The sequence below is a fragment of the Mycobacterium canetti CIPT 140010059 genome, from assembly GCF_000253375.1.
Taxonomy (GTDB): domain Bacteria; phylum Actinomycetota; class Actinomycetes; order Mycobacteriales; family Mycobacteriaceae; genus Mycobacterium; species Mycobacterium tuberculosis.
In genome coordinates this window covers 98,954-125,779 of record NC_015848.1, presented here as the reverse complement: position 1 = coordinate 125,779, position 26,826 = coordinate 98,954, and the positions used below count along the sequence as shown (strand labels likewise).

Sequence of the window (26,826 nt, the reverse complement as noted above, 5' to 3'; positions counted from 1 at the left end):
CTTGTAGGCTGACGGGTGCAAATACGCCGATCCGAGGAGGGCCGTGGCAGCTCCAGTTGTGGGAGATGCCGACCTGCAGTCGGTGCGGCGGATCCGGCTCGATGTTTCGGGTATGTCATGTGCGGCCTGTGCCAGCCGCGTCGAGACGAAGCTCAACAAGATCCCCGGAGTACGCGCATCCGTCAACTTCGCAACCCGCGTCGCGACCATCGATGCCGTGGGCATGGCAGCCGATGAGCTGTGCGGGGTGGTCGAGAAAGCCGGATACCACGCGGCACCGCACACCGAGACAACCGTCCTAGACAAACGGACAAAGGATCCCGACGGCGCCCACGCCCGCAGACTGCTGCGGCGGCTGCTAGTCGCGGCGGTGTTGTTCGTGCCGCTGGCTGACCTGTCGACGTTGTTCGCGATCGTCCCCAGCGCCAGGGTTCCCGGCTGGGGATACATATTGACGGCCCTGGCCGCTCCGGTTGTGACCTGGGCCGCATGGCCCTTCCACTCGGTCGCGCTGCGAAACGCGCGCCACCGGACGACATCCATGGAAACGCTGATCTCGGTCGGGATCGTGGCCGCCACCGCCTGGTCGCTTTCGTCCGTCTTCGGCGATCAGCCGCCACGGGAAGGCTCGGGAATCTGGCGGGCCATTCTCAACAGCGACTCGATCTACCTCGAGGTCGCGGCCGGTGTGACCGTCTTCGTTCTTGCCGGTCGTTACTTTGAAGCACGAGCCAAGTCCAAGGCCGGCAGCGCGCTGCGTGCGCTGGCGGAGCTAGGCGCCAAGAATGTGGCGGTGCTGCTGCCCGACGGCGCGGAGCTGGTGATACCGGCGAGCGAACTCAAGAAGCGCCAGCGCTTCGTGACGCGGCCGGGGGAAACCATCGCAGCTGACGGAGTCGTTGTCGACGGCAGCGCGGCGATCGATATGAGCGCCATGACCGGTGAGGCCAAGCCGGTCCGTGCCTATCCGGCGGCCTCGGTCGTGGGGGGCACGGTCGTGATGGACGGCCGCCTGGTCATCGAGGCCACCGCGGTAGGGGCCGATACCCAGTTCGCCGCGATGGTCCGCCTCGTGGAGCAAGCCCAGACGCAGAAAGCGCGTGCCCAGCGCCTCGCCGACCACATCGCGGGCGTGTTCGTGCCGGTGGTTTTCGTCATTGCTGGACTTGCAGGTGCGGCCTGGCTCGTCAGCGGCGCAGGCGCGGATCGCGCGTTCTCGGTCACGCTAGGGGTGTTGGTGATCGCGTGCCCGTGTGCGCTTGGGCTCGCGACACCTACCGCCATGATGGTTGCTTCCGGACGGGGAGCGCAGCTAGGGATCTTTATCAAGGGGTACCGGGCACTGGAAACCATCCGGAGCATCGACACCGTGGTGTTCGACAAGACCGGCACGTTGACGGTTGGGCAGCTGGCGGTGAGCACCGTAACAATGGCAGGTTCAGGCACCAGCGAGCGAGATCGCGAGGAAGTGCTTGGCCTCGCCGCCGCTGTCGAATCGGCTTCCGAGCATGCGATGGCGGCGGCCATCGTTGCCGCTTCGCCGGATCCGGGTCCAGTCAACGGGTTTGTCGCCGTCGCGGGCTGCGGTGTATCGGGGGAAGTCGGCGGCCATCACGTTGAGGTCGGCAAGCCAACCTGGATTACCCGGACCACGCCCTGCCACGACGCGGCTCTGGTGTCCGCGCGCCTGGACGGCGAATCCCGAGGCGAGACTGTCGTTTTTGTGTCGGTCGACGGTGTCGTCCGCGCAGCCCTGACAATCGCCGACACCCTCAAGGATTCAGCGGCTGCCGCCGTCGCTGCGCTACGCAGCCGCGGGCTGCGGACGATTCTGCTCACCGGCGACAATCGGGCCGCCGCCGACGCGGTGGCGGCGCAGGTCGGCATCGACTCCGCTGTCGCCGATATGCTGCCCGAAGGCAAGGTCGACGTGATCCAACGGCTCCGCGAGGAAGGACATACCGTCGCCATGGTCGGTGACGGCATCAACGACGGTCCCGCGTTGGTGGGTGCCGACTTGGGGTTGGCGATCGGGCGTGGCACCGACGTCGCGCTCGGTGCGGCCGACATCATTCTGGTGCGCGATGATCTGAATACTGTTCCGCAGGCGCTGGACCTGGCCCGTGCAACCATGCGGACGATCCGGATGAACATGATCTGGGCGTTCGGGTACAACGTCGCAGCCATCCCGATTGCCGCCGCCGGACTGCTCAACCCTTTGATCGCCGGTGCCGCCATGGCGTTCTCGTCATTTTTCGTCGTGTCAAACAGCTTGCGGCTACGCAATTTTGGCGCTCAATAGCATGCCCAGCATGGCGGAACAGCAATTTTCCGTCGATGGACCGCACTGACAAGGGTTCAGGTCGGGGTCAGATCCAGGACTTCTGCTGCAGCCTGTGGAGGGAATCTCCGGCTGGCCCACCTCCTCGCCGGATCGTTCGCGTGCCAGCGCCCCGCGGTCCTGGTGTAGCCGAGCACGGGCAGATACGCCAACCGCTTCCAAAATCATCTGCACATTCAGCGCCGCATTCGCGACAACTCGCGAAGCATCGCGTTGTAGGCTTCCAGCTCGTCGTCGGCGTAGTCGCTGTCGGCATGCCGGTCTTCGCGGGACGCGACTCGGCGGTCTTGGCGCGCCCATTGGGTAACCAGCGCCACGATGACCATGATGACCGGCAATTCCGTTAGGCTCCAAGCAATTCCACCGCCGAGATGCTGGTCGGCGATGATGCTCGACAACCACGGCAGATTGACGGAACGATAGAACGTAGCGCCCACCGTAGACGACATCGTCATCAGCGCGATCCCGAAGAAGGCGTGGAACGGCATCACCGCGAACAACAGCCCGATCCGGCCCGGGTAGGGCAGTCGGCGCGGCCCTGGGTCGATGCCGATGATCGCCCAGTAGAACAAGTACCCGACCACCAGGAAATGGATCGCCATGAACTCGTGGCCCCAGTGATAGCGGACGAAGGTATCGAACAGCGGTGTGAAATAGACGATATAGGGCGAGGCCACAAAGAGGACGAATGCGGTGATCGGGTGCGACAGGAAAGTTGTCACCCGGGAGTGCAGCAGCCAGGTCAGCCATTCGCGAGCCCCCGGCGGCCGTCCATCACCCGTTGCCGGCAGCACCCGCAGCGCCAGCGTGACCGGGCCACCGAGCACCAACAGGACCGGGATGAACATGTTCAGTGTCATGTGTTCGGCCATGTGGACGCTGAACATCGCCGAACCATAGGCCCGTACACCGGAGCCGCTGGTGAATACCAGTGCGGCGCAACCAGTCAGCCAGGCGATCAATCTGCCCACCGGCCAAGAGTTACCTCGGCGCCGCAGCGCGGCGAAGCCCGCCGCATACCCGATCGCGAGAACCACACCAGCGGCTCCGATCAGGCTATCGAAGCGCCACACGGTGAGCACCCGGGCTATGGTCGGCGGTTGCGGCAGTTCATAGCCGAGGAAGACATCCCAAGCCGTGAACGCGTGGGTGAGAAATCGCGGCGCGGTCATAACGGCCATGGCAGCTATCGAAGCCATGGCGGCCATCATGGCCAGTGCGGCACCGGAGCCACCACCGCGGCGACGGCCCGCATGTGGCGGCCTGACCAACAGCCGCCAGCAGTCAAACAACCACACCGACGTCAGGATTACCCCCGCAAGCAGACCAAGGCGGGCAAAATCCGAATCGACCGCCCAGCCCGGGATGAAGAGATAAAGCAGCATCGCTCCGTATGCCAACGCGAGCGCTCCACAGGTGACCTGCGTTACCAGCACAGCGCGGCTTGGCGTCGTTCCCGCCAACGCCGCAGCGATCTTGAGCCCGGTCAAGGTGGCGAACGCGACCGCGAACACGATCGCGGCGCTGGTCGCGTAGTCATGGTCGGGTCCCTGTCCCGGGTTACCGGTCACCGCGGTGGCGACGACGGCAAGCACAGTGGGGACAAGCAGCACAACGTGCCCGAGCCAGCGAGTGTACAGCCGCAGCGCCGTCGCAACCACCAGCGCGCAGATCGCCGCAACAATCCACCCGCGTGCCATCTCGGAGGCGGCGACGGAGTCCGATAGTGCCCCACTAGCCAGCAGTCTCGCGGGCCCCACTCCAGTATCGTGGGCGGCCTGAATGACCACCATGGTCGCGGCTAGCCCCAACCAGAGACCTGAAACACGTTCTGCCAGCAGGTGAATCCGGAACGCCGCGGCGTCGATTAAGCCATCCGGCTCGGGTTTGGCCGTCATGACCACGTGGATCAGCGCGCCCAGACACAGCGCACCGGCCAGCGACGCGGCGAAGAACCCGACCGGCTCGGCGACGCTGACGAAGGCGCCCGGATAGGGATTGCCGGCCTCAGCGTAGCGGCGCGCTCCCGACACCAGCCCGAAGGCCGCGACCACCGCGCACACACCCAGCAGGCCAATTGCCAGCCGTACCATCGCCATGGAGTTCGACCGGGGCGTTGGCACAGCCGACGTCGCACTCTTGGTAGCCCCGTGCGTCCCCATTCCTGGAGCTTACGGCCGCGCGTCAGGGCCGATGCTCATCGGCCGGGAACCGCCAGTTCCCCGGTACCGGCCTAGTGGCCATCAACCACATATTCTGCTCGCAGAATCGATGCCGACCCGAAAGTGACCACATGATCTCCCCCGACCATGGCTGCGCTCTTTATCGCCGAGCAACTACAGCAGTCCGAGCAGTTGTAGGTTGGTGACGTAATTGATGATGGTCGGCGCCGACACGTGCGGGATGTCTGGATTGTCCTTGTCGGAGCCGACTTTCGCCGCTCGCACCGCGGCACGGAATCGGTCGGTCGGCGCGGAGCACCCCCTGGTCGGCTTAAGCGGCTGCAATCGCTGGGAATTGCTCGCCAGCAGCATCGGCAGCACCGAGTGCCGGCGTTGCCGATCCGGCAGAGCGCCCAGGCTGGCCTCAAACCGCTGCAACCACTCCGCAAAGTCATCGATGCGGCGTATCGGGTAGCCGGCCTCAATCAGCCAGTCCACATACTCATCGAGCCCGATACCGTCGTCGTGCGGGTTCATCACGTGATAGGTCGCAAATCCCGCCAACGATGAGCCGGCCACCCGCGCGCCCAGCACCGCGATCGCCTCGGCAACGAAGGTGACTGGCAGCCCGTCGAAGTGCGCGCGTTGCCGATTGCCCTCGGAGTCCGGTTCGTAGAACGAACGAGGCGCGATGCCGGTAGCCATCAAGCTCAACACCATCCGGGTGACCCAGTCCGACATGTTGAGCTGTCCGGCATAGCTGGTGTCGGCCAGGATCATCCCGCAGCGAAACACCGCGACCGGCAGCGCGCACAGGTCGTTGGCCTCGCGCAGCAGCACCTCACCGGCCCACTTGCTGGTGCCGTAGCCGCCAGCCCAGCCGCCGTCGACGGTGCGGGTGGGGCTGATTACCCGGATGTCGGCGTCCTCGGTGAACGCCGACGGCTCGATCGCAGCACCCACGTCGGCGGTTGACACGTAGGTGAAGGGTTTGAGCTTGGTGGTAAGCGCGATTCGGATCAGCTCGGCGGTGCCCGCGACGTTGGGCCCGAACAATTCGTGGTAGGGAAACGCGTTGACCATCGCCGCGGAATCGACGATCAAATCCACGGTTTCGGCCAGCCGCCGCCACATCGGTTGGTCCAGGCCCAGGTCGGGTTCGCTCTTGTCGCCTGCGACGACCTCCAGCCGGTCGGCGGCAAGCTCCTTGAAGTGCCGCAGCAATTCCGGGTCACCGCTATCGAAGGTCTTCTCCAGACGACGCCGCGCATCCTCGTCGGACTCCGCCCGCACCAAACAGATCAGCCTGCCGTCGACGTCCAGCCGTCGCAGCAATTCAAGGACCAGATACCGTCCGAGGAAACCCGTCGCGCCCGTCAGCAGGACCGTCCGTAGCTCGGGGCTCGGGCCCGGCAGGTTGACGGCGGTGGCCAGCGTGTCGGCGTCGATGAACCGGTCCAGCGTGAGGTCGCTGGCATGCACCTCGGTGGGGTTGTCGCCGTGCACAGACACCAAGCGCGGATCGCTGGTCGGTCGGGCATCTCGCCCCAACAGCTGGCTTAAACCTCTCGTCGACGACGCGTGCAGCAACGCGCGCACCGGCAGATCGGCGTTTAGGGTGGTGTTGATCGCGGCGATAACCCGCATTGCCGCCAGCGAATCGCCGCCGAGCTCGAAGAACGAGTCGTCGACGCCGACCCGCTCAAGCCCAAGCACCCGGGCAAAGATGCCGGCCACGGTCTTCTCAACCGGCCCGGCCGGAGCGCGATATCCGTTGGTATCACCGTATTCCGGTGCCGGCAACGCACGATGATCAAGTTTGCCGTTGACCGTCAACGGAAGCGCATCAATCACTACCACCGCGGCTGGCACCAGGTAACCGGGCAATCGCTGGGCTAGTTGCGCCCGCAGCCCGGCCGGGTCCACTGCCCCGGGGGCAATTTCGGTGGCATACCCGACTAGGCGCTTGTCCCCAGGGCGGTCTTCACGGGCGATTACAACCGCTTGACCTACCCCAGCCAGCTCGGCCAGCGCGGTCGCAACCTCGCCGAGCTCGATGCGATACCCGCGGATCTTGACCTGATCGTCGGTGCGCCCCAGGAACTCCAACTGGCCATCGGCGCGCCAACACACCAGATCCCCGGTGCGATACATGCGTGCCCCGGAACCGCCGAATGGGCAGGCCACAAACCGTGACGCGGTCAGCCCCGCCCGACGCCAATACCCAACACCGACGCCCGCACCGGCAATGTACAACTCTCCGGCCACCCCGGCCGGTACCGGGCGCAACCAGCTATCCAGCACAAACAACGCCGCCCCCGACACCGGAACACCAATCGGCGGCATCCCCGAACCCGGTCGCAACGGCGCACTTATCGCCGCACAGATCGTGGTCTCGGTTGGGCCATAAGCATTTAGCATCACCCGCCCGGGCGCCCACCGATCCACCAGCGCTGCCGGACATGCCTCACCGGCCACCACCAACGCCACCGACTCCAAACCCTGCGTCGGCAACATTGCCACCGCAGCCGGAGTCTGAGTCAGCACGCTGACGTGTTCGGCCACGAGCAGCCCATGAAAGTCGTTCGGCGAGGCCGCCACCGACTCGGGCACGATCACCAGTCGCCCACCACCTAGCAACGCGCCCCAGATCTCCCACGCCGAGGCGTCGAAGCCATAGGAATGACACTGCGACCACACCTGCGCTGCCGACAAGCGTGCCGGCAGTGATGCGAACAGCCTGGTGACGTTGCGATGGGTGATCCCCACGCCTTTGGGCTCGCCGGTAGTGCCCGAGGTGTACAGGATGTAGGCGAGGTTCACTGCGGCCGGCATGGGTGGGGGCGTGCCCGGATATGCCGCTAAAGCATCGGCGACATCGATGATCGGCAAGTCGTGTCCCGCCAACCGGGAGCGCAGCCCAGCCGTGGTGACCGCGGCCACGGGCACCGCGTCGCCGAGCATGAACGCCACCCGCGGCGGAGGATTCGCCGGATCGATCGGCAGATACGCCGCCCCGGTTTTGAGCACTGCCACCATCGCCACGACCGCCGGCGCGCACCGCTCGAACAGCAGCGCCACACATTCGCCCGGGCCGGCCCCACAACCTGCCAGCCGATGCGCTAACCGGTTGGACGCCTCGTCGAGTTCCCGATACGTCATCGACGCGTCCCCGCAACACACCGCCTCCGCTTCGGGGATACGTGCCACCTGGGCGGCCAACATCTGCGGGATCGACACCGGCGTGGGCGCGGGCGCAGTCAGCACAGCGCGGTTACCCCACTCATCCAACCGGGCACGCTCGGTCCCATCCAGCGCATCGATCGACGACACCGTCCGTTCCGGAGCAGCGGCCACCGCCACCAACACCTTCCGCAACCGCTCGATAAGCACGTCGATTGCTTGGGCTTCAAACACATCGGTGCGGTATTCCACCGCTCCGCCGATCCCGGCAGGTTCGCCACCCTCGCTGAAGCGTTCCGCTAACGAAAACACCAAGTCCATGCGGGCGGTGCGGGTGTCGATCGGCATCGGGGTGGCCTGCAGATCACCCAAATTCAGCTGTCCAACCGGATTGTCCTGCCAGGCCAACATCACCTGGATCAGCGGGTGATGGGTCAGGGCTCGAGTGGGTTTGAGGCGATCAACGAGCACCTCGAAAGGTACGTCTTGATTTTCGTAGGCGGCCAGGCTGCGCGCTCGCACCTGCCCCAGCAGTTCGGCGAAGCTGGGATCACCGGCCAGGTTGACCCGCAACACCAAGGTGTTGACAAAAAAGCCCACCAAGTTATCCAGCGCAGGATCGCTGCGGCCGGCGATGGGAAATCCGACCGCCACATCGGGGCTTCCGCTGAGTTTCGACAGCAGCACGGCAAGCCCGGCAGCTACCACCATGAAGCTGGTCGCGTTGTGCTGGCGGGCGATCCGACGCACCTGCTGTTGCACCGACGCCGGCCAATCCACCACCAAACTGGCGCCGCGCTGATCGGCAACCGGTGGATAGGGCCGAGCGGTGGGCAGCCGCAGCCGTTCCGGCATACCGGCCAACGCATTTTCCCAGTAGGCCAGCTGCGCGGCGATCGGGCTGTCGCTGTCGTCGAGATCACCGAGGATTTCCCGCTGCCACAGCGTGTAATCGACATACTGCACTGGCAATGGCGCCCAGTCCGGTGCCCGACCCGCACAACGGCTGGCATATGCCGCACTCAGATCGGCCGTCAGCGGAGCCACCGACCAGCCGTCGGCGGCGATATGGTGTGCAACCGCCACCAGCACATGTTCGTCGTCGGCGATCCGGAAAAGCCACGTCCGCAAAGGTATCTCGGTTGCCAAATCGAAGCTGTGGCGCGCCGCCTCCTCGATGGCCCGTTGCAGCCGGTCAGCCGGCCATGCGGTGGCATCGACGATGTCGCAGCCAAGATCTGCCCGCCGCGCTTCGATGACCAGCTGCCGAGGGACCCCGTCGACCGCCGGAAACACCGTCCGTAGGCTTTCGTGGCGGCCCACGACATCGGCGACCGCCGCGCCCAACGCCTCGGTATCGAGATACCCGCGCAGCCGCAACGCCACCGCCATGTTGTAGACCGGAGCGGGTCGCTGTAACTGGTCGAGAAACCATAGTCGCCGCTGGGCAAACGACAACGGAATCGCCGCGGGCCGTTGCGCGGCCACCAGCGGCCTAAACCGATCTTCGCCCGTCGGCGCGTCGGGCGTTGGCGCGTAATCGGCCAGATTGGCGGCGGTATCGGCACCGATCAGATCCAGCAGCGAGAGGCGCCACCCCAGATACCTACGCGTCTCGGGCAGTATTCTGATGAGATCCAACGAGCCGATGCCCTCACCAAGCAGCGACGAGTCCGGCCCGATTGCCCGGCCGAGCTGCCGGCTCCAGATCTGCGAGAGGCCGGCCGCTCGCTGACCCGTCTCGGCGGTGTTTAGCCCAGCAGCTGACCACTGAGGCAGCCTCGGCAGGTTGTCGCTGTCGATCTTCCCGTTGGGCTTCCTCGGGATATTCGGCACGCCGACAACGAAAAACGACGACACTCCCAGACTCACGAGGACGAGCCTGATCCGGGTCGCCGCGGCAGCGTCTTGTTCGCCCTCGCGGGTCCGTTGGCTCTTGAACCACACTCCGAGGCTTCCGCTGTGCAACTCGACGGCGACATCTGACACCGCGGGGTCTTCGGCGATGCGCCTGGTTACCTCAGCGATATCGACACGCTTGCCGGAGATCTTGACGACGGCGTCTTTGCGTCCGGAGAAGACCGGAAATCCTTCGGCGTCGACGGTCACCCGGTCGCCAGTGGCAAAGGCACGGCGTCGGGAACCGTCTGCGGCCGTCACGGTGCCGAAGCCGTCGCCGTCGATCCCGAGGTAGCCGTCGGCGACTAAATCCCCGACAATGACGACTTCACCGAACGCGAGGAACACCGTGTTCGGTAGGATCGGCCGGCCGAGCCTGAGCAGTGCGCCGTCCACGGTGGTCTGGTCGCAAACGATCGGCAAGAAGGTGGCGACGACCGTGGCTTCTGTTGGACCATAGCTCGAGAGCAGCGAGATCCCTTGTGAAGCAGCCGATTCAAGCCACTTGTCCACGGCGCTACAGCGGATGGCTTCACCGCCGATTACGATCTGCCGCAGGCGCGAGCGGCCGATCGCGTCAATGGCGTCGCCGTCGGCGCACAACAGCTGCCAGACGGCGGTCGGCAGGTCGACGATTGTCGTCTCGCGGGCGACGAGATCGTCAACCAGCGCCGCCAGGTCGCCGGTTTTCATAGCCGCGGATCGCACCAGTCGCGCGCCACAGGCCGCGCCACCGAAAATCTCCTCGACGCTGATGTCCGACGTCAACGGAGCGCACTGCAGAACGGTGTCGTGGGCTCCCCAACCGTAGGCGCGGCTGATCGCATCACAGAAAACCGCGAGCGAGCCGTGTGAGATTCGCACCAGCTTGGGTTGTCCGGTAGTTCCCGAGGTCGGCATGATGTAGGCGGTCTTGGTGGCCAGCAGTGCGTCGTGTGTCACCTGTGTGACGCGCTCGTCAACGACCTTCCGCAGCTCGTCATGGCCGACAACCGTCAGCTGGGTGGCGGCCACATCGACCACTGTCACCAAGATGCCATCGCCGTGCTCGGTAATCGCATTGGTCCGCACGGAAATTTCGTCAGCGGTGTCGCAGACGCTGTACCCGCAACCCGCAAGGTGACACGCGATGAGCAGGTCAATGGTCTTGTCGGTGTCGTCGTCGGTGAACACCAGAACATCACCCGGTGCGGCGCCGCGTTGCACCAACCACGCGACCCACGGGTAGACGAAGCGGCGCCTGCCGAGAAATTGGTGGACGCCCCTTGCGGAATCGAGAAACCACGCGGGCGTCGACGGCTGACGGGCTGGCCAATCGCCTTGGCAGCGAGTCCCGTCCGGGCCGATCCCGAACCAGTCGTTGACGATCATGGCGATCGGCCGATCCCACATCGCCGCCATCGATTCCAACGCTGCCGCTATCCGTTCCGCGACCTTGGGGTGTGTCTTGCACGCGGGCAGATCGGCTCGGTTCCAGATGGCTAGGTTCAGTGTGCGCTGTTCTTCGTCCAGAACAGACGCCACCGTCATGCCCTCGACCGGACCGATATCCGTGGCAATCGGGACCTCCGACAAGAACGGGCGCAGGCCAGGTGCGCATGGCTCGCGAATGAAATTTAGCGTCAACGCCTCCACGTGAGATGTCCGGTTGATCGCCAAATACATTCGGCGGTAATGCTCCTCACGAAGCCACCGGCGTCTTACCGCCTTGACATAGCCGCGGTCAAGCGTTCGAACGACATCGCACACCGACGCAAATGGGGGAAACCGGACGGTCTGGGCAACCGAATTGACCAAACAGGTCGCGACATTCAGATCAGAATCTCCGAACCGGTTGTCCACCGTGTGCACCAAGAGGGTTTCGGTGTTCTGCCGAAGGCTCGCGTCCACCGCGACGGCCGCCGCAGCCACCAGCACATTAAGCGGGACCCGCTGCGCTTCCGAAAGGGTCAGGATGGCATCAAACGCGTTGCCGCAGATCGTTGCCGATTCGTGCAGGACGCCCTTGGCCGCGGTCCCGGGAGCGTCGCTAACGCTGTGCCCGTGCCCGCCGTGGCATGCCTCGTCGGCGAGTTCACGCTGCACGACAGCCGAGAGGCGCCCCCGCGATTCTTCCACCTTGGCCGTCTCACGACGGTGCGCCTCCCTGAGCTTGGCTAGACCCGCACCGACACTGGGGGTTTCGCCCGCCGGGTCGGTGGTCAGGTAACGCGCCAGGTCAGCTTCGATCGTCCCGGTCGCGCCGCCGTCCAGCAGGATGTGGTGGGTGTGAACGTCCAGACCGGTCACATACCCGTTCGGGTCGGTGTGCACCGTATGCCGCACCAGTGGCTTGCCCAGGATGCCCGAACACCATGTGCTCTGCAGGTGCGCATCGGCTGACCCCACCCGCACGATGTCGCCGAACCGTAGCCGCGGCACCAGATCCGGATAGTCTGCCCCCGAATTCTCCAGGACGCAAAGTTGCACGGGGTTGTCCAGTACCGTTGCGTGCAGAGCGGCCAGGAATCTCGCCAGCTCCAACCGGCGGAACCGATAGCTCTTGCCGATCAGATATAACGCGGGATTGTTATCCTGGCGCACGCCGTTGTAGAGGTTGCGCTGCGAGCGGCTTAACCGAACTCGGTGCACGCAGCCTCCAGCTCGCGAAGCCAACCCGCAATCGACGGGTTCGCGGCCAATCGGGACGGCAGTTCGGATTGTCGGTTCACGCCGAGCTGCTTCATCAGCAGAACAAACCGAACAGAGTCCAGCCCGAGGTCGCGGAGATCCGTTTCGTCGCCGTCAATGAGATCCGCCTCGTCGATATACAACACGTCGCAGACGGCGGCGAGGATTCGGTCCCGCACCGGCTCAGCCACGAACGACCACTCTGGCCTTGTCTGCTGTTGTCGCCGCTGCAAGCGAGGCCCGCATGACCTTGCCGGACTGCGTTCGTGGAATGTCGGTGACGATCTCGATTATCGACGGCCGCGCCATCGGCTCGGACTCCCGTCGAAAACGAGCCGAAATCGTGTGCTTGAGCGCCCGGGCTGCCGACTCGTCAAGCTCTGCCGATGCGACCACGGCCAGGCCCACCAGCGCACCGAACTCCTCGTCAGGAATCTCGTAGCACGCGGCCTCGCGGACGCCCGGCACGCCCTCCGCGATGCGATCGACCTCGTCGGGCGCAATGTTCACGCCACCACAGATGATCATCTCCGAGGATCTTCCCTTGATGTAGAAGTAGCCGTCCTCGCGGCGCTCCAGCAGGTCACCGGTGTTCACCCAGCCGTCAATCAGCACCTCTGCGGTGCGTTCCGGATTGTTCCAGTAGCCCAGCATGTTGGCGGGTGACTTAATCCATAGCGTGCCGAACGAGGCGGACGGGCCGGCGCCGGGGGCGGTAGGGCCGATGCCATTGGTAGCGGCCAGATATACGTCCACGCCAGGGTACGGACGGCCAACAGCACCTGCTTCGATCTTGGCGATCGAGCCGTCATCGGTCGGCAAACACAAAGCCGTGCAACCGGTCTCGCTCAATCCGTAGACCTGTGCGGTGCGCACGCCGGTAGCTTCGATAAACCGAACATCGGCCGCGATCGCCCGCGAACCACCGTATCCAACTAGGCGCAGCGAGGGAACCGTCGCGTTGGCGGACTTCAGTTCGGAAACCAGCTTCGAAAGAAGCGTTGGCACTAGGCACGTCGTCGCCACTGCGTTCGTGGTGAGAATCTCCAGCAGCGATGTCGTATTCTCGCCGCCGGTGACACACAACCCGCCGTGCATCAGGCAGGTAAGTATCCACCACAGTCCACCGATGTGCGTCGCCGGCAGCGGCGAGTAGGTGGTTTCACCAACGACCCAAGTGATCCAGTTCAAACCCTCTTTCTGCAAGATGTCCGGGACGGCGAAGAAGGTGCGGTTGGCCAGTAGCACGGCCTTGGGCTCGCCCGTGGTACCGCTGGTGAAGATCATCGCCAGCGGATCCTCGCTCCCCTGGTCCGCGTTCCCGGCGAGGCTGGCTGCATCCAAGGAATGCTCGGATTCCCGTGTAACAGCGGCTATGTCGACCGCGATCACCGGTATTGAGTGCAGCGCCTCGGGAACGGCGGAAGATGCCATCTTGCTCCCTGGTGCGACGAGAGCCGCTGCGGGGTCGGTGATCTGACAGAATCGTTCGATGGCTGCGATCGGAAGATTGCCGTCGGCCATCACGGCGATCGCCCCGAGCTTTGCACACGCCAGCACCGACAGGTACGTCTCGGGTCCATTGTCCGAAATGACCAGCACCCTAGAACCCCGGGTAACCGACTGGGCACGCAAAGCCGCGGCAAGGCCACCAACTTCGGCGACGAGTTCACGGTACCGCAGTGCGCTGGTGCCGTCGCAGCGACGCAAGGCGATTGCTTCCGGCCGCTGCCGTGCCTGCTCGAACACCCGGTCCAGCACGGTAGACGGTAACTGAGGCATAGCTTGAAACTTCTTTCCTCCCATTGGATTACGGAATGTTGAGGGCCGCTAGTTCGATCTCACCGGACGCCGCCCCGCCGTTCTCGTCCCAGAACTCGATGACGCACGGGACCTTGAGATAGCGCCAGGTTCGTTCGATGACCCGCAGATCTCGACACAGGAGGCGGGCAGAGAACTTTTGCGGGTTCAGCGGTTTTCTGAACCGCGATGATGCCTTCCTGATCAGCATGCTAGAGAGCTGGTGTTGGCAGTAGTCGTCGATCGACCAGCCGCGAAGCACCCGGATTTCCTCGTTGAGGACGGCCGGAGCGAAGGCGCTGTAGGCGAGCTGATTGAAACACAGAATCAGTTCGACCGCGTTGAAGTGCCCCGTGCTTCGAATGTAGGCGGACTCACCGATCGTGAAGTTGCCATAGGCAAGAACCGAATCCTCGGTGGCGCTGTACTGTGCGTCGATGAGGTAGCGACATCCTTTGCAGGAGTAGGGCTCGAGCACTCTGGCCAGCAGTTCCTCTGCGATCGGAACCGTGCCGCTGGATGCCAGCACCCGTGTGCAGGGCGTCAAGTCGGTGTGGCTCATGCCGCGTATCCCGGCGTCTTGAGGCCATCAAGCATGGTCAGGCGGTAGGTCGTCAGAGTGCCCGCGGCACTGCCGTGCTTCGCTCGGTGCATGAGAACCCGGTTGTCCCACAAGATAATATCGCCAACCTGGTAGTGCTGAGTATGTATGAACGGCGACTGGTACTCAGGATCGAGCTGTCCAGTCGCGGCCATGAGTTCTTGCAGCACCTCCGGATCAACCGGATTGCCGTCCTTGTCCTCGATCTTGGTGGTGCCCGTCGCGCAGATGTAGAGGATCTCTTGGCCGGTCTTTGGGTGCCGGATGACCGTAGGCCACTTTATTGGGGGCGTGGTCCGGTTGATCTCGTCCCATACCTCTCCGATGGGCCGGTAGACGTCGCTGGGTCGGATCTTGATGTGGCGTCGAGGGTCGTGGGTGCTGACGGTTCCGCGGGCCGGGTCTCGCTTGGCGGCGGGCAGCGACTGCCAGACCCTGGCGAGATCGATGAAATAGGTCCCGCGGTCGTGTCCAGGCACCGCCAGCGGCAGCACCATGGAAAACGCGAAAGGTTCCGGCATAAACATATAGTCGATATGCCAGAACGCGCCGGTTTTTGGGACCCCCTGACCTTCCTCAGTGGAGGAGACAAAGATCTCCGGGTGGTCTTCGTGATGGTACATGGGTTCGTAATACGGAACGATTTGTCCAATTATCCTGCCGAGTTTGATGAACTCCCGCGGAGACGGATGGACGTCTTTTAGCACAACGAGCTTGTTCGTGTAAACGATATCCCGGATCTCGTCGGTGGTTATATCGTCCAGATTCTTGGGATCGACCCCTGTGACCTGCGCACCGAGTCCCTCGCCTTTGACCTTAAGCGTCATCGGTTCTCTTCTCCTTCTTCATTGTTCGGTGTCGGTTGTCCAGGTAGTGGGCAGCAACGGGACTGTAGTGCTTGTGCTGTGCGACGACAGTTGAACCATTCCGGCCGCGGCGCCGCTGGTTGTCGGTGCGGTACCGGCAAAGCCGAGAGTGCCGGCACCTTGACTGCCAGCCGCGTTGGCGGGAGCGGGCACATCCGTAGCGGCGTCCACCGTGGCGGTCGCGTCCAAGAATTCGTCGCGGTAACCGCGTATCCCGACGCCGCTTTCGCTGCGCTTTCTTCGGTGGGCTCGGGCGAGGCCCGGTCGTGCTGCGCCCGCGGTTGCAAGGGTGTCGGCGGCGGAGTCAGGTGATTTGGTGCCGGCTTTAGGGCCAGAGCTAACCCCGGGTGGCGCCAGGCCGGGCACGGCATAGCTGATGCCGGGTGGGGCCGAAGCGCTGCCAACCGAGTTCGAGCTGGGAGCGGCGGGCGCGGGGTTGCTGGTGGGCGGGCTTCCGCCGGGCACGGCCGCCGTGGCCGACGTGACAGCCACAGCCAAGTTTGCGCCCCATTGGTCGCCGGGACCGAGTGCTGCGGCGATAGGAAGCAGTCCAGCCGGGGGCAGGTTCAGCAAATGGATCAGCGCGCTTAGGGCGGTCAACGCGCTCAAGGTGGGAGTGAAGAACGGAAGCAGGAGCAGGCCGTACGAGGCGTAATAGGGATACCAAAGAAAGTCGTACAGCTGCAGGGCAACAAGGGCAAGGACAACCGTTATGGCCGGGCTGAAGCCGAATTGCTCGAAAAACTCCAGAAAATACTTGTACGGGTTGGCAATAAAATCCAAGATATCCCGGATGAGCTGACCAATTGAACTCAATACGTTTAGCCGGGTATCTGCGGCATCGCGGCCGGGCGCGCGGATAGGTGGCGCCGGTTGGGTGGACGGTACGGCCACCGTCGCCGCATCGGCGACGGCCTGGTAGGCCGCCATGGTGTCGGCGGCTTGCAGCCACATGCGGACGTAATCGGCTTCGTTGAGCGCGATCGGAACGGTGTTGATCCCGAAGAAGTTGGTGGCGATCAGAACGCCATGAATGGCGTGGTTGGCGGCCAGCTCTGCTGGGGTGGGCATCGCGGCCAGGGCGCTGCAGTAGGCAGCGGCGGCGGCTACGTGCTGTGCGGCGGTGACGGCGCTATTGATCGCGGTTTGCTCAAGCCAGGCCAGATAGGGGCCATGGGCAGCCACGTACTGGGTGGCGCCGGTTCCCTGCCAGCTGCTGGCCTGAACCTCGACCATCAACTGGCTCAACTCGGCACATGCGCGTGCGTATTGGTCACTAAGTTCTTGCCACTGCTGCGCGGCGACAAGCAATGATCCCGGACCGCACCCGGCGCTCAACAGGCCCGAGTGCACCTCCGGAGGTATAGCCATCCATATCGTGGCCGCCAGGACTCACCTCCTCACCTAGGCAGCGCTTTGCCTTACCCGCGGTGTTAGTCGGCCATAACGGGCAGAAAGTTCCCATCGTGCCCAGGAATGGTGCGGTACCTTCCCGTATCAACTCGTAGGATCTGGGTAAATCCCTTGTGTCACTTCAGTTTCGCGCTTATCATCGGGGCGCTCTTTGTCAGTGCCCGGCGTTATGATTCGAACATGTTAGCGAATAGCCGGGAGGAGCTTGTCGAGGTCTTCGACGCGCTGGATGCCGAGCTGGACCGCTTGGACGAGGTGTCCTTTGAGGTGCTGACCACCCCGGAACGGCTAGCGATGTTGGAACGCCTGGAACGCCTGGCGCGCCGGCTACCGGCGGTCGGGCACGCGTTGATCAACCAACTCGACGCCCAAGCCGGCGAGGAAGAACTGGGCGCCACGCTGTGCTGCGCGCTGGCCAACCGGTTACGCATCACCAAGCCCGACGCCGCCCGGCGCATCGCCGAGGCCGCCGATCTCGGGCCTCGTCGGGCACTCACCGGTGAACCGCTAGCCCCACAGTTGACCGCCACCGCCACCGCCCAACGCCAGGGCCTGATCGGCGAGGCGCACATCAAAGTGATCCGCGCCTTTTTCGCCCACCTGCCCGCCGAGGTGGATGTGTCCACCCGAGAGGCCGCCGAAGCCGACCTGGCCGGCAAGGCGCGTGGCTATCGTCCTGACGAGTTGGCCAAATACGCCCAGCGGGTCATGGACTGGCTACACCCCGACGGCGACTTCACCGACACCGAACGCGCCCGCAAACGCGGCATCACCCTGGGCAACCAGGAATACGACGGCATGTCACGGCTAAGTGGCTACCTGACCCCCGAAGCGCGCGCCACCTTTGAAGCCGTGCTAGCCAAACTGGCCGCCCCCGGGATGTGCAACCCCGACGACCACACCCCGGTCATCGACACCACCCCCGATGCGGCCGCCATCGACCGCGACACCCGCAGCCAAGCCCAACGCAACCACGACGGGCTGCTGGCCGGGCTGCGCGCGCTGATCGCCTCCGGGAAACTGGGCCAACACAACGGGCTTCCCGTCTCGATCGTGGTCACCACCACCCTGACCGACCTGCAAAACGCCGCGGGCAAGGGCTTCACCGGCGGCGGCTCGCTATTGCCGATGGCCGATGTGATTCGTATGGCCAGCCACGCCCACCACTACCTCGCCATCTTCGACCACGGCACACCGTTGGCGCTGTATCACACCAAACGACTAGCCTCCCCCGCGCAGCGGATCATGCTGTTCGCCAGGGACCGGGGCTGCACCAAACCCGGTTGCGATGCACCGGCCTACCACAGCCAGGCCCACCACGTGCAAGGTTGGGCCAGCACTCGTCGCACCGACATCACCGACCTGACCCTGGCCTGCGGCCCCGACAACCGACTCGCCGAAAAAGGCTGGATCACCCGCAAAAACACCAAAGGCGACACCGAATGGCTACCACCCGCGCACCTCGACCACGGCCAACCCCGCACCAACACCTTCCACCACCCTGAGAAGCTGCTACGCGACGACGACGACAAACCCGATTGACCCCTGAACCCGAGCCCCGCGGCACTCACGCGCCACCCGGGCCACCATGCTCGCACAAGCCACAACGGCCGGGAGCTTTCACCACCACGCATCGACCGTTTTGCAATGCCGCAGGGTGTGCCCGCGGCGATGTGGTCCGAGCCCGCTGGAGCAATCCGTCGGCATTGCGCGACTATTAAAGGCATGGATTGCGAGGTCGCGCGCGAAGCGCTGTCGGCTCGACTCGACGGCGAGCGTGCACCGGTGCCCTCGGCGAGAGTCGATGAACACCTGGGCGAGTGCAGCGCCTGTCGCGCATGGTTTAGCCAGGTGGCCAGCCAGGCTGGTGATCTGCGTCGGCTCGCCGAATCCCGCCCGGTTGTCACGCCTGTTGGGCGCCTCGGGATCCGCCGGCCGTCGCTGCAGCAACATTCACCGATGACCTGGCGACGTTGGGCGTTGCTGTGCGTGGGCATCGCGCAGGCCGCCCTGGGCACCGTGCAGGGGATTGGCCTAAACGTCGGCCTGACCCACCAGCACGCACCAGGTGCCGGCAACCACTTGCTCAACGAGTCCACGTCGTGGTCGATTGCGCTCGGTGCGATCATGGTGGGCGCGGCGCTATGGCCGAGCGCCGCCGCCGGCCTGGCCGGTGTTCTGACGGCGTTCGTCGCCATACTGACCGGCTATGTGATTGTGGATGCGCTGTCCGCCGCGGTCAGCACCACGCGGATTTTGACTCATCTGCCGGTGGTGATCGGCGCGGTCCTGGCAATCATGGTGTGGCGAAGCGCCTCTGGTCCTCGGCCGGGACCGGATGCGGTCGCCGCTGAGCCCGATATCGTGTTGCCCGACAACGCATCACGCGGACGCCGGCGCGGTCATTTGTGGCCCACCGACGGTTCGGCGGCCTAGCTGGTATCGCCCAAACTTACGCAACCGCAAGCTGTTTGAGACCACGAAGAACGACGAGAACGCCATGGCCGCACCGGCCACCAGGGGGTTGAGCAGTCCGGCAGCGGCGACGGGAATCGCGGCGATGTTGTATCCGAATGCCCAGACCATGTTGAGTTTGACGGTGCGCATCGTGGCCCTTGCCAGGTCAAGCGCAAGGGGTACAACGTCGAGGTGGTCGCGGACCAAGATGATGTCGGCGGCACCGATCGCGACGTCCGTGCCGCGCCCGATGGCCATGCCTAGATCGGCACGGGCCAGTGCGGGTCCGTCATTGATGCCGTCACCGACCATGGCGACGACATGTCCGCGGTCGCGTAGCTGCTCAATGACATCGACCTTGCCTTCCGGCAGGATGTCGGCGATCACCTCGTCGATGCCGACGCGAGTAGCCACGGCCGCCGCCGATTCGGGATTGTCACCGGTCAACAGCATGGTGCGCAGGCCACGATCGGCCAGGGCGGCCACGGCGTCTCGCGCCGAGTCCTTGACGGCGTCGGCGACCGCGATGACCCCGCATGGTTCGCCGTCGACCTCGACGAATACGGCCGTCTCACCCAGCGATTCGGCGTGGCGCCGGGCCGCGCGCATGTTGGGGTGGCACGACGAGGACCCGATCCATGACGGTTTGCCCACCCGTACCGCCCGCCCGCACACGGTGCCGCTGACGCCGCGGCCGGGTATGGCGCGAAAGTCGGTGACCGCGTCTCGCCGAGTCGTTGCCGCAGCGATCGCGAGCGCCACCGAGTGCTCGGACGCGGCTTCCACGGTCGCGGCCAAGGCGAGCACCTGGTCGGCCTCCCAGCCCGGTGCCGCGGTCACCGCACTGACCTGCAGCCGGCCCGTCGTCAGGGTGCCGGTCTTGTCGAAGACGACGGTGTCCACCGCGCGAGTGGCCTCCAACGATTTGTAGCCCTTCAGAAATATTCCGAGCTGGGCACCGCGACCAGAGGCCACCATCATCGCGGTCGGAGTCGCCAGCCCCAGGGCACACGGGCAGGCGATGACAAGCACGGCGAGTGCGGCCGAGACGGCACGGTCGGGTTGTCCCCCGGCGATTAGCCATCCGGCTGTGGTTAGTGCCGCGATAACCAACACAGCGGGAACAAACACCGAGGAGATCCGGTCGGCTAGTCGCTGTGCGTCGGCCTTTTGCGCCTGCGCTTGCTCAACGAGGCGGACCATGCCGGCGAACTGGGTGTCGGCGCCCACCGCGGCCGCCTCCACGATCAGCCGGCCGTCAAGCACTGTGGTGCCGCCGATGACCTGCCTCCCTGGACGCACCCGGGTCGGTTTGGCCTCGCCGGTCATCGCGCTCATATCGACCGCAGCCGACCCGTCGACGGCGAGGCCGTCGGCGGCGACTATCTGCCCTGGACGCACCACGAAGCGCTGCTGTTCTTTGAGTTCGTCGGCCGGGATGACCATCTCCGACCCATCCGGTAGCAGCACGGCTACTTCCTTGGCGCTCAGCGCCGCCAAGGCTCTCAGCGCACTGCCCGCCTGCGACTTGGCGCGCGCCTCGAAATACCGCCCCACCAGCACGAACACCGTGACACCCGCCGCGACCTCGAAATAAATAGCATCGCTTCCCAGCAGCGCCCGCCATATGCCGCTGCGCTCTATGGACGAGTGATTGCCGAAGACGGTGTACAGCGACCAGATCGTGGCGGCCGTGATACCGACCGAGATTAGCGTCTCCATGGAGGCGGCGTGGTGGCGCGCGTTGCGCATCGCGACGCGGTGAAACGGCCACGCCGCCCAGGTCACGACCGGCAGTGCCAGCCCGCTTAGCACCCACTGCCAGCCGGTGAAGCGCGTGGCAGGCACGACCCCAAACATCACCGACAGATCGGCCACGGGCACAAACAGCACCGCCGCGACCGCTAGCCGGATCAGCAGCTGTCGAGCGTGGTCGGCGTCCGGATCACTCGCGCCCCGAGCGTCATCCGTGCACAGATCGGCCTGATAGCCCGCCCGGCGGACCGCCTGGCACAGCGCGGCGGCGTCGACCGCCTCGCTGGTGTCGATGGTTGCCACCCGGGTGCCGAAGTTCACAGCTGCCCGAACCCCCGGCAGCTTGTTGAGGGTCGACTCGACCCGGCGGGCGCACGCAGAGCACGACATCCCGCTGATCCTGAGTTGTACCCGCTGCACACTCCCGTGGTGTTCACCGGTCACGGCCGTCGTCGCCGACATCGTGGCTCCTCACTTCCGGCCGACCCGTGGCCTCCGCTCAACATCGGCGGCGGCATGACCAAATTACTCACCTCGCGCGATGCGGTGACCGCACCGGCGGATAGTCGTCTTCAACAGGCCGTCAACACCGGCAGCAAGCGCAGCAGAATACGGGCCGAACTGGCCGCCACCTCGCTAACAAACCGATTGAAGTCCACCCGCGAGTCTGCTCCGGCAAGATCGGAGAGCGCGCGAATAACCAGCCATGGGATATCGAAGGACCCACAGATTTGCGCCACCGCGCCGCCCTCCATTTCGACTGCTAGACCGCCGAGTTCGTGGTGCAGCCGGCTGCGGGTGCGCTCGCAGTGAAGGTATTGGTCACCGGTCAGGATGGTGCCGTAGTAGATGCGTGGCGACCGGCCACCACCGCCCGCGGCGGTAGACAGCGGCGCCAGCGTGAACCCGTCGAGGCGGTGTTTGACCCGATCGATGACCGCGGGATCAACCGGGTATCCCAGCCGCTCGGTCGGTTCGATGAAAGGAATGTGTCCAGGTTGATAGGGGCGCAGCCGCTCATCGGTGAGCACACCGAAATCGTGCTGGACGACCCGATCGGCGATGACAATGTCACCGATGCACAGCTCGGGGTCCAGTCCGCCAGCCACTCCGGTGAAAACGATGGTGCGGCAACGGAATCGGTCGGCAAGTAGCGTTGCGGTCAGGCCAGTGTTGACTTTGCCCATGCCGGCCGCGGCCAACACGACTCGGTGCGCGTCGAGTTGGCCGGTATCGAAGGCAATCTGCGCGACCTGTTGGCGTTTCGTATCACCCAGGACGCCGCGCAGGTACGCCAGCTCTTGCGGGATCGCACAAATGACGCCGACCGTCACCGCCATCCGTCCGGTCGCAACTTAATCTCCGATCGCCGGTCACCGCCGACTGGCTTCCCTCGCACCGCGCGCGATTGTATCGAGCAGGTCGACGCCCTCGCCGCCGACCTGACCTCAACAACGCTCCGCGCCTCGGCACATAAGGCGTAAGCCAGCGGCCTGGCCGCGGCGCCTGGCGCGCAGCACGGCGTGCAGTGCGTCGCGGGCACGCGCTGTGATTGGCGCGACCACGCCGCGGTCGGTAGAGCTCTGGCTGACCCAGGTTGGCAGTGTTGACACAGCGTCGGTCCTTCGTCGGTCCGGCGACATTGCGCCACCTGATCTAAGTTCACCCGGGCGGCTTTACGGGCGCGCCGCGCAGAAGTAAACAGTGCGAAAAAGGTCGTTTGTGACCTTTGACACGGCTTCAAGCCCGACACAGGTGGGATTTCGGCTGGTCAGGTGAGCATCGCGGCGCGCTCGAGGTCAAGCAGCTGCTCGCCGCGCCGTTCGGCATCGTAGGCCTTGCGCCCGCCGCGCACACCGAACAGCCGCTTAGAAATCAGCAGGTAGCCAACGGCGGCGACATTGATGCTGAAAGTCACCACCCTAGTCGTCGTGATGCCCTTGGCCAGGTCGTGAATCTCCAACGGCAGGAAAATTGAGGTGGCCACCACCGCGAAGTACTCGCCCCAGCGCTTCAGCAGCCACAAACCGACCCCCTCGACGGCCTGTAGCACTGCGTAGGCCGCCAGCATGCCCGTGATCAGGGCCAACGTCGACGGTTTGGCGGCCAACGCTTTCTCCAGAGCGTGGATCACCGTCATCTGGTCGACCTTGAATCCGGCCGCACGCAGCACCGGCAAGTCCCTATCCAGGGTCGCCTGGATGGCTCCGCGCGCACCGCGAAACTCCCACACCGCCCACGCGGCCAGCGCCACCACCAACGCCCGGACTAGCCGTTCGACCCCGAGCGCGCGAATGATGCTGGCCTGACGTAACGCCTTGCCGCGCATAATCAACGGCGCATCCTCGGGAGCACCACGCCCCTGCGGCCCACCGAGCGCGAAATCGCCGCAGCGCAAGCAGCGCCATACTTCGCCCAGCCCGGTGCTGGCGCGCAGCCGCGCAGCAAGTGCCGCGTCGTCCGGCGCGTAGGTGACGTGTCCCCCGAGACCACAGGTGATCAACTCCCACCGGTTGCGGATGCGGTTTTGGTTCTTGGCCACTTGCGCTCCTTAGCTGCCGGTCTGAGGTGGTTTGCGACCCGTATCCGCCGATCATTGGATGCGGGCAGCCAATCTCGCAAGCTAACGCGCACTTGGTCATATCGGCCGCCGCCATTGGGTTCTCCCGATTAGACGGGTGCGCGCCACGTAACGAGCACCCGGCCGTACAGCAGCCGACGGATACGCGCCCCGGGCAGCAGGGCGCGAACGTGGCTGCGTAGCTCATACAACGTCTGCGGGGGCGGCCACTTGATCGGAGCGGAATGTTCCCACTTGCCCTTGACGCGATTGGCCATGCCGCAGGCAACCCAGCTGGTCAAGTGCCATAAGCCGTTTCGCAGCGAGGGCTTCACGAAGGTGACCACGGCCAGCGTCCCACCGGGAGTTACCAGCCCGCCGAGCCGGCTCAGCGCCGTCCGAGTGTCCTCGATGTGGTGCAGGGCGGCATTGGAGACCACGGCGTCGAAGCCCGCGTTGGGCAGCTCAGCCGTCATGATGTCGGCGTGCAGCCAGCGGATCGGCGCGTTGGCGAACCGGGTCTGTGCTCGTTGCAGGACGGGCGCATCGATGTCCACCGCCGTGACGTAGGGTATGCGCCGAGCCAGCCGGGCAGCCAGCAACCCGTCGCCGCACCCGACGTCGAGCACGCACTGGGCACCGGGCCGCACCATGGCATCCAGCAGAGCGTCGTAGTGGATGTTAGCGTTCCACGGTTGATCGTTCACGTCGTCGAAAGCCTGCCATGGCTGCGGGCATGTGCAAGACATCGGGTGGGACGGAAAGTGGATCTGTGACCCCACTGATGGTGGCTGCGGGGTCACCCATCAACGCGACGATTGCGCCGCGATCAACCTCGCACGCTACGAGGAACCCGTTAGCGTCGTCGGCCCAGTTGGGGCCGCCGTTAAGCGTGCAGCCGACCCTAAGACCCGGCCTGGCCGGGCAGGTGGCGATCAAGCACGGAAGGCAACCGGCCACCCGGCCGGCGAACAACCCCGAGATGGGGTGCGAGTCGCGTGATCACTAAAGACCACTCACTCGCAACGGGATCCGCATGGTCGAATACATTCGAGTGATCAACTATTTTCGGCGTCCGCGGAGGTGCGCGGTGGATGACGAACAGACCGACGTCGCGCACCGCGCGATATGACCGTCACGTCGTCGCGGACAGGGTCGCAATTGGGCCGGCCGGTAGGCCCCAACGGTGAGCAGACCCGCCAGCGGATCATCATGGCAGCCATGCGCTGTGTTGCTGAGGTCGGGTACTCACAATCGAGCATCCAAGAGATCCCCCCCAAATACCCCGGTTCCAAGGCACTGCGCGATGTCGTCACCGAGATCGTCGAGGACGCCCGGGCAGAGGGGTTGCTGTCCGCCGACACCGGCGCAGAGGCCGCAGTGGAAGCCGTCTGTGCGCTGACGCGCGGTCTTTCGGAGCAGGCGGCCAGCCTGTCGCCGCAGGCCTACGACGCCACGCTGGATTCGGTCAAGCGACTCCTCGGCGAAACGCTGTTCGCACGCGGCAAGCGCAGCATGGTCGTACCGCAATGAGTTTGGTCAGCGCGCTGCGGCTGAACATGACCAACATCGCCGATCCCACGGCACGCCACGCGGGCCGCTATCAGGCCGCACTGGACATGGCCGAGTATGCCGATCGGTGCGGCTTTACCGCCGTCAGCGGAGAAGAACATCATTTGGCCGCGACGGGCTGGCTTCCCTCGCCGCTAATTCTGGCCGCCGCTATCGCCGGGCGAACGCGCAGCGTGCGAATCAGCATCAACGCATTGATCGTCCCGCTCTACGATCCGGTTCGGCTCGCGGAGGATATCGCCGTACTGGACAACCTCACCGGTGGGCGGTTCAGCTTCGTGGCCGGTATGGGCTACCGGCCCGAGGAGTACCACGCTGCCGGCAAGGACTGGTCACAGCGCGGCGCCCTGATGAACCACTGCCTCTCGGTGATGCTCAAAGCGTGGAGCGATCAACCCTTTGAATACGACGGCCGATCGATCAATGTCACACCGAAACCGCTCACGCGGCCTCATCCGATGGTTTTCATCGGCGGCATGACGCCGGTGGCGGCTCGGCGAGCAGCGCGCTTCGGACTACCATTCTCGCCGCCCATGGCCATGCCTGAGATCGAGGCGGTGTATCACCAGGAGCTGGCTCGCAACGGCAAGACGGGCTTCGTCTACCACCCCGAGAACGGCAGCACCGTGACCTTGCTGCACGCCGACCCGGACCAAGCATGGTCGAGCTACGGCGAATTCATCATGAACGAAGCCTCCGAATACAGCGCGTGGCAGCGTGCCGGCGTGCCGCGGCCCAACGAGATCGCCGCTGCCTCGATTGCGGATCTACGCCGGCTCAACAAGGTAGAGATCCTTACCCCCGAGCAGTTGATCCACCAGATCCGTCGCGGCAGACGTGAGGTGGTCATGAACCCGCTCGTGGGCGGACTTCCGATCGATGCCGGCTGGGCCAGTGTGCATCTGCTGGGCGACGAAGTCCTCCCCCGCATCGCCGATATCCGCGACTGAACTGAGCCACGGGGTATCGGGCGTGGTGGCCTGGAACCCCCTGGCGTCATGGCCTACCGCGGGCGTACTGATCGCTCAGCTTGGCCAACGTGGCCTCGATTCCCGCCGCATTGGACTTCGCGAAACCCGTCACCTCGTAGAACTTCAGGTAGTTCTTGATCGCACCGGCGCCGTGATAGTCGAATGTCTCGGTGACGCGGGTCAGTGTCGGTGACAACGATTCGAATTCCCATCTCCACCGGTGGCCCAGCGGGTGGCTCCACTCGACCAATTCGTTCGGTTTGAGCGCGGTCACCCTGCTGGTGATGCGATACGGTAGTCCGAACAACTTCATCTTCGTCGAAAACCTCGACCCAACAACTAATTTCGCCGGTACCTTGATGTTGCCGCGAACCGTGCCCGATCCGTCCAGCTCGCGGTGACTCCGGGGATCAGCAACGATGGCGAACAACTCGGCCGCCGGCGCGGCCACCTCCACCGAACGGCTCACCCGGCCGGGTCCGGCATCGACAACGGTCACAGTCATCATGTCTCCCTTCGGTTGTATCCCAGGAGTACCCAATTTGACCACCCGGTACCCCCAAGAGCCTTCTCCCG

The 26,826-nt window shown here is 64.9% G+C and carries 17 protein-coding genes and 1 pseudogene; 6 read left to right on the top strand and 12 right to left on the bottom strand.

Annotated features, from left to right (window positions below; all coding sequences use genetic code 11):
* Nucleotides 1-43: 43 nt before the first annotated feature.
* Nucleotides 44-2,302 carry a heavy metal translocating P-type ATPase gene (locus MCAN_RS00575; protein WP_014000043.1) on the top strand — a complete coding sequence of 753 codons (2,259 nt, stop codon included), beginning with the start codon at nt 44-46 and terminating at the stop codon, nt 2,300-2,302.
* Between the two features lie 215 nt (nt 2,303-2,517).
* On the opposite strand, the gene MCAN_RS00570 is transcribed toward MCAN_RS00575, so the two are convergent.
* The 7 genes from MCAN_RS00570 to MCAN_RS00540 form a co-directional block, all read right to left on the bottom strand.
* On the bottom strand, nt 2,518-4,503 hold the full coding sequence (locus MCAN_RS00570; RefSeq protein WP_014000042.1) for a cytochrome c oxidase assembly protein: 1,986 nt from the start codon (nt 4,501-4,503) through the stop codon (nt 2,518-2,520).
* A gap of 174 nt (nt 4,504-4,677) precedes the next feature.
* Nucleotides 4,678-12,216: a non-ribosomal peptide synthetase Nrp gene (nrp, locus tag MCAN_RS00565; protein ID WP_014000041.1), complete on the bottom strand. Its 7,539-nt coding sequence runs from the start codon at nt 12,214-12,216 to the stop codon at nt 4,678-4,680.
* Nucleotides 12,198-12,434, bottom strand: a complete 237-nt coding sequence (locus MCAN_RS00560) for an acyl carrier protein (protein WP_014000040.1) — start codon at nt 12,432-12,434, stop codon at nt 12,198-12,200. The genes nrp and MCAN_RS00560 overlap by 19 nt, the downstream gene beginning before the upstream one ends.
* Nucleotides 12,435-12,438: 4 nt before the next feature.
* A complete protein-coding gene (gene fadD10, locus MCAN_RS00555) occupies nt 12,439-14,037 on the bottom strand; it encodes a fatty acid--CoA ligase FadD10 (protein ID WP_041179996.1) in 1,599 nt (532 codons plus the stop codon).
* 28 nt (nt 14,038-14,065) lie between these two features.
* Entirely contained in the window at nt 14,066-14,617 is a 552-nt protein-coding gene (gene fcoT / locus MCAN_RS00550; RefSeq protein WP_014000038.1) for a fatty acyl CoA thioesterase FcoT, read from the bottom strand.
* Nucleotides 14,614-15,483 (bottom strand): (3R)-3-[(carboxymethyl)amino]fatty acid oxygenase/decarboxylase, encoded by an 870-nt coding sequence (gene scoE / locus MCAN_RS00545; RefSeq protein ID WP_003400786.1) that lies wholly within the window; start codon nt 15,481-15,483, stop codon nt 14,614-14,616. The genes fcoT and scoE overlap by 4 nt, the downstream gene beginning before the upstream one ends.
* 18 nt (nt 15,484-15,501) lie before the next feature.
* The gene (locus MCAN_RS00540) at nt 15,502-16,893 is read right to left on the bottom strand and encodes a PPE family protein (RefSeq protein ID WP_014000037.1); all 1,392 of its coding nucleotides are present in this window, start codon (nt 16,891-16,893) and stop codon (nt 15,502-15,504) included.
* Between the two features lie 222 nt (nt 16,894-17,115).
* Here MCAN_RS00540 and MCAN_RS00535 point away from each other — a divergent pair, with 222 nt between their 5' ends.
* Together MCAN_RS00535 and MCAN_RS00530 are read left to right on the top strand one after the other, a co-directional pair.
* On the top strand, nt 17,116-18,477 hold the full coding sequence (locus MCAN_RS00535) for an HNH endonuclease signature motif containing protein (RefSeq protein WP_041180200.1): 1,362 nt from the start codon (nt 17,116-17,118) through the stop codon (nt 18,475-18,477).
* Nucleotides 18,478-18,660: 183 nt separating this feature from the next.
* Entirely contained in the window at nt 18,661-19,371 is a 711-nt protein-coding gene (locus MCAN_RS00530) for a zf-HC2 domain-containing protein (RefSeq protein WP_015287759.1), read from the top strand.
* Here MCAN_RS00530 and MCAN_RS00525 read toward each other — a convergent pair.
* The 4 genes from MCAN_RS00525 to MCAN_RS00510 all read right to left on the bottom strand — a co-directional run bounded on the left by MCAN_RS00525 (nt 19,318) and on the right by MCAN_RS00510 (nt 24,456).
* Nucleotides 19,318-21,609, bottom strand: a complete 2,292-nt coding sequence (locus MCAN_RS00525; protein WP_014000034.1) for a heavy metal translocating P-type ATPase — start codon at nt 21,607-21,609, stop codon at nt 19,318-19,320. The genes MCAN_RS00530 and MCAN_RS00525 overlap by 54 nt on opposite strands.
* Nucleotides 21,610-21,719: 110 nt before the next feature.
* On the bottom strand, nt 21,720-22,487 hold the full coding sequence (locus MCAN_RS00520) for a 5'-methylthioadenosine/adenosylhomocysteine nucleosidase (protein WP_014000033.1): 768 nt from the start codon (nt 22,485-22,487) through the stop codon (nt 21,720-21,722).
* 431 nt (nt 22,488-22,918) lie between these two features.
* A complete protein-coding gene (locus MCAN_RS00515) occupies nt 22,919-23,689 on the bottom strand; it encodes a DUF2127 domain-containing protein (protein ID WP_014000032.1) in 771 nt (256 codons plus the stop codon).
* 128 nt (nt 23,690-23,817) lie between these two features.
* Nucleotides 23,818-24,456, bottom strand: coding sequence for a class I SAM-dependent methyltransferase (locus MCAN_RS00510; RefSeq protein WP_044079622.1), 639 nt, complete (start codon nt 24,454-24,456; stop codon nt 23,818-23,820).
* Here MCAN_RS00510 and MCAN_RS20865 point away from each other — a divergent pair.
* The 3 genes and pseudogenes from MCAN_RS20865 to MCAN_RS00500 form a co-directional block, all read left to right on the top strand.
* Nucleotides 24,410-24,709 (top strand): annotated as a pseudogene (locus MCAN_RS20865) (IS607 family element RNA-guided endonuclease TnpB); the annotation flags it as partial. The gene MCAN_RS00510 and the pseudogene MCAN_RS20865 sit on opposite strands and share 47 nt — an antisense overlap.
* A 126-nt stretch (nt 24,710-24,835) precedes the next feature.
* Entirely contained in the window at nt 24,836-25,240 is a 405-nt protein-coding gene (locus tag MCAN_RS00505; RefSeq protein WP_014000029.1) for a hypothetical protein, read from the top strand.
* Complete coding sequence (locus MCAN_RS00500) at nt 25,237-26,229, top strand: LLM class flavin-dependent oxidoreductase (RefSeq protein ID WP_014000028.1); 993 nt, start codon at nt 25,237-25,239, stop codon at nt 26,227-26,229. The genes MCAN_RS00505 and MCAN_RS00500 overlap by 4 nt, the downstream gene beginning before the upstream one ends.
* A 46-nt stretch (nt 26,230-26,275) precedes the next feature.
* On the opposite strand, the gene MCAN_RS00495 is transcribed toward MCAN_RS00500, so the two are convergent.
* The gene (locus MCAN_RS00495) at nt 26,276-26,755 is read right to left on the bottom strand and encodes an SRPBCC family protein (RefSeq protein WP_015287755.1); all 480 of its coding nucleotides are present in this window, start codon (nt 26,753-26,755) and stop codon (nt 26,276-26,278) included.
* Between the last annotated feature and the right edge of the window lie 71 nt (nt 26,756-26,826).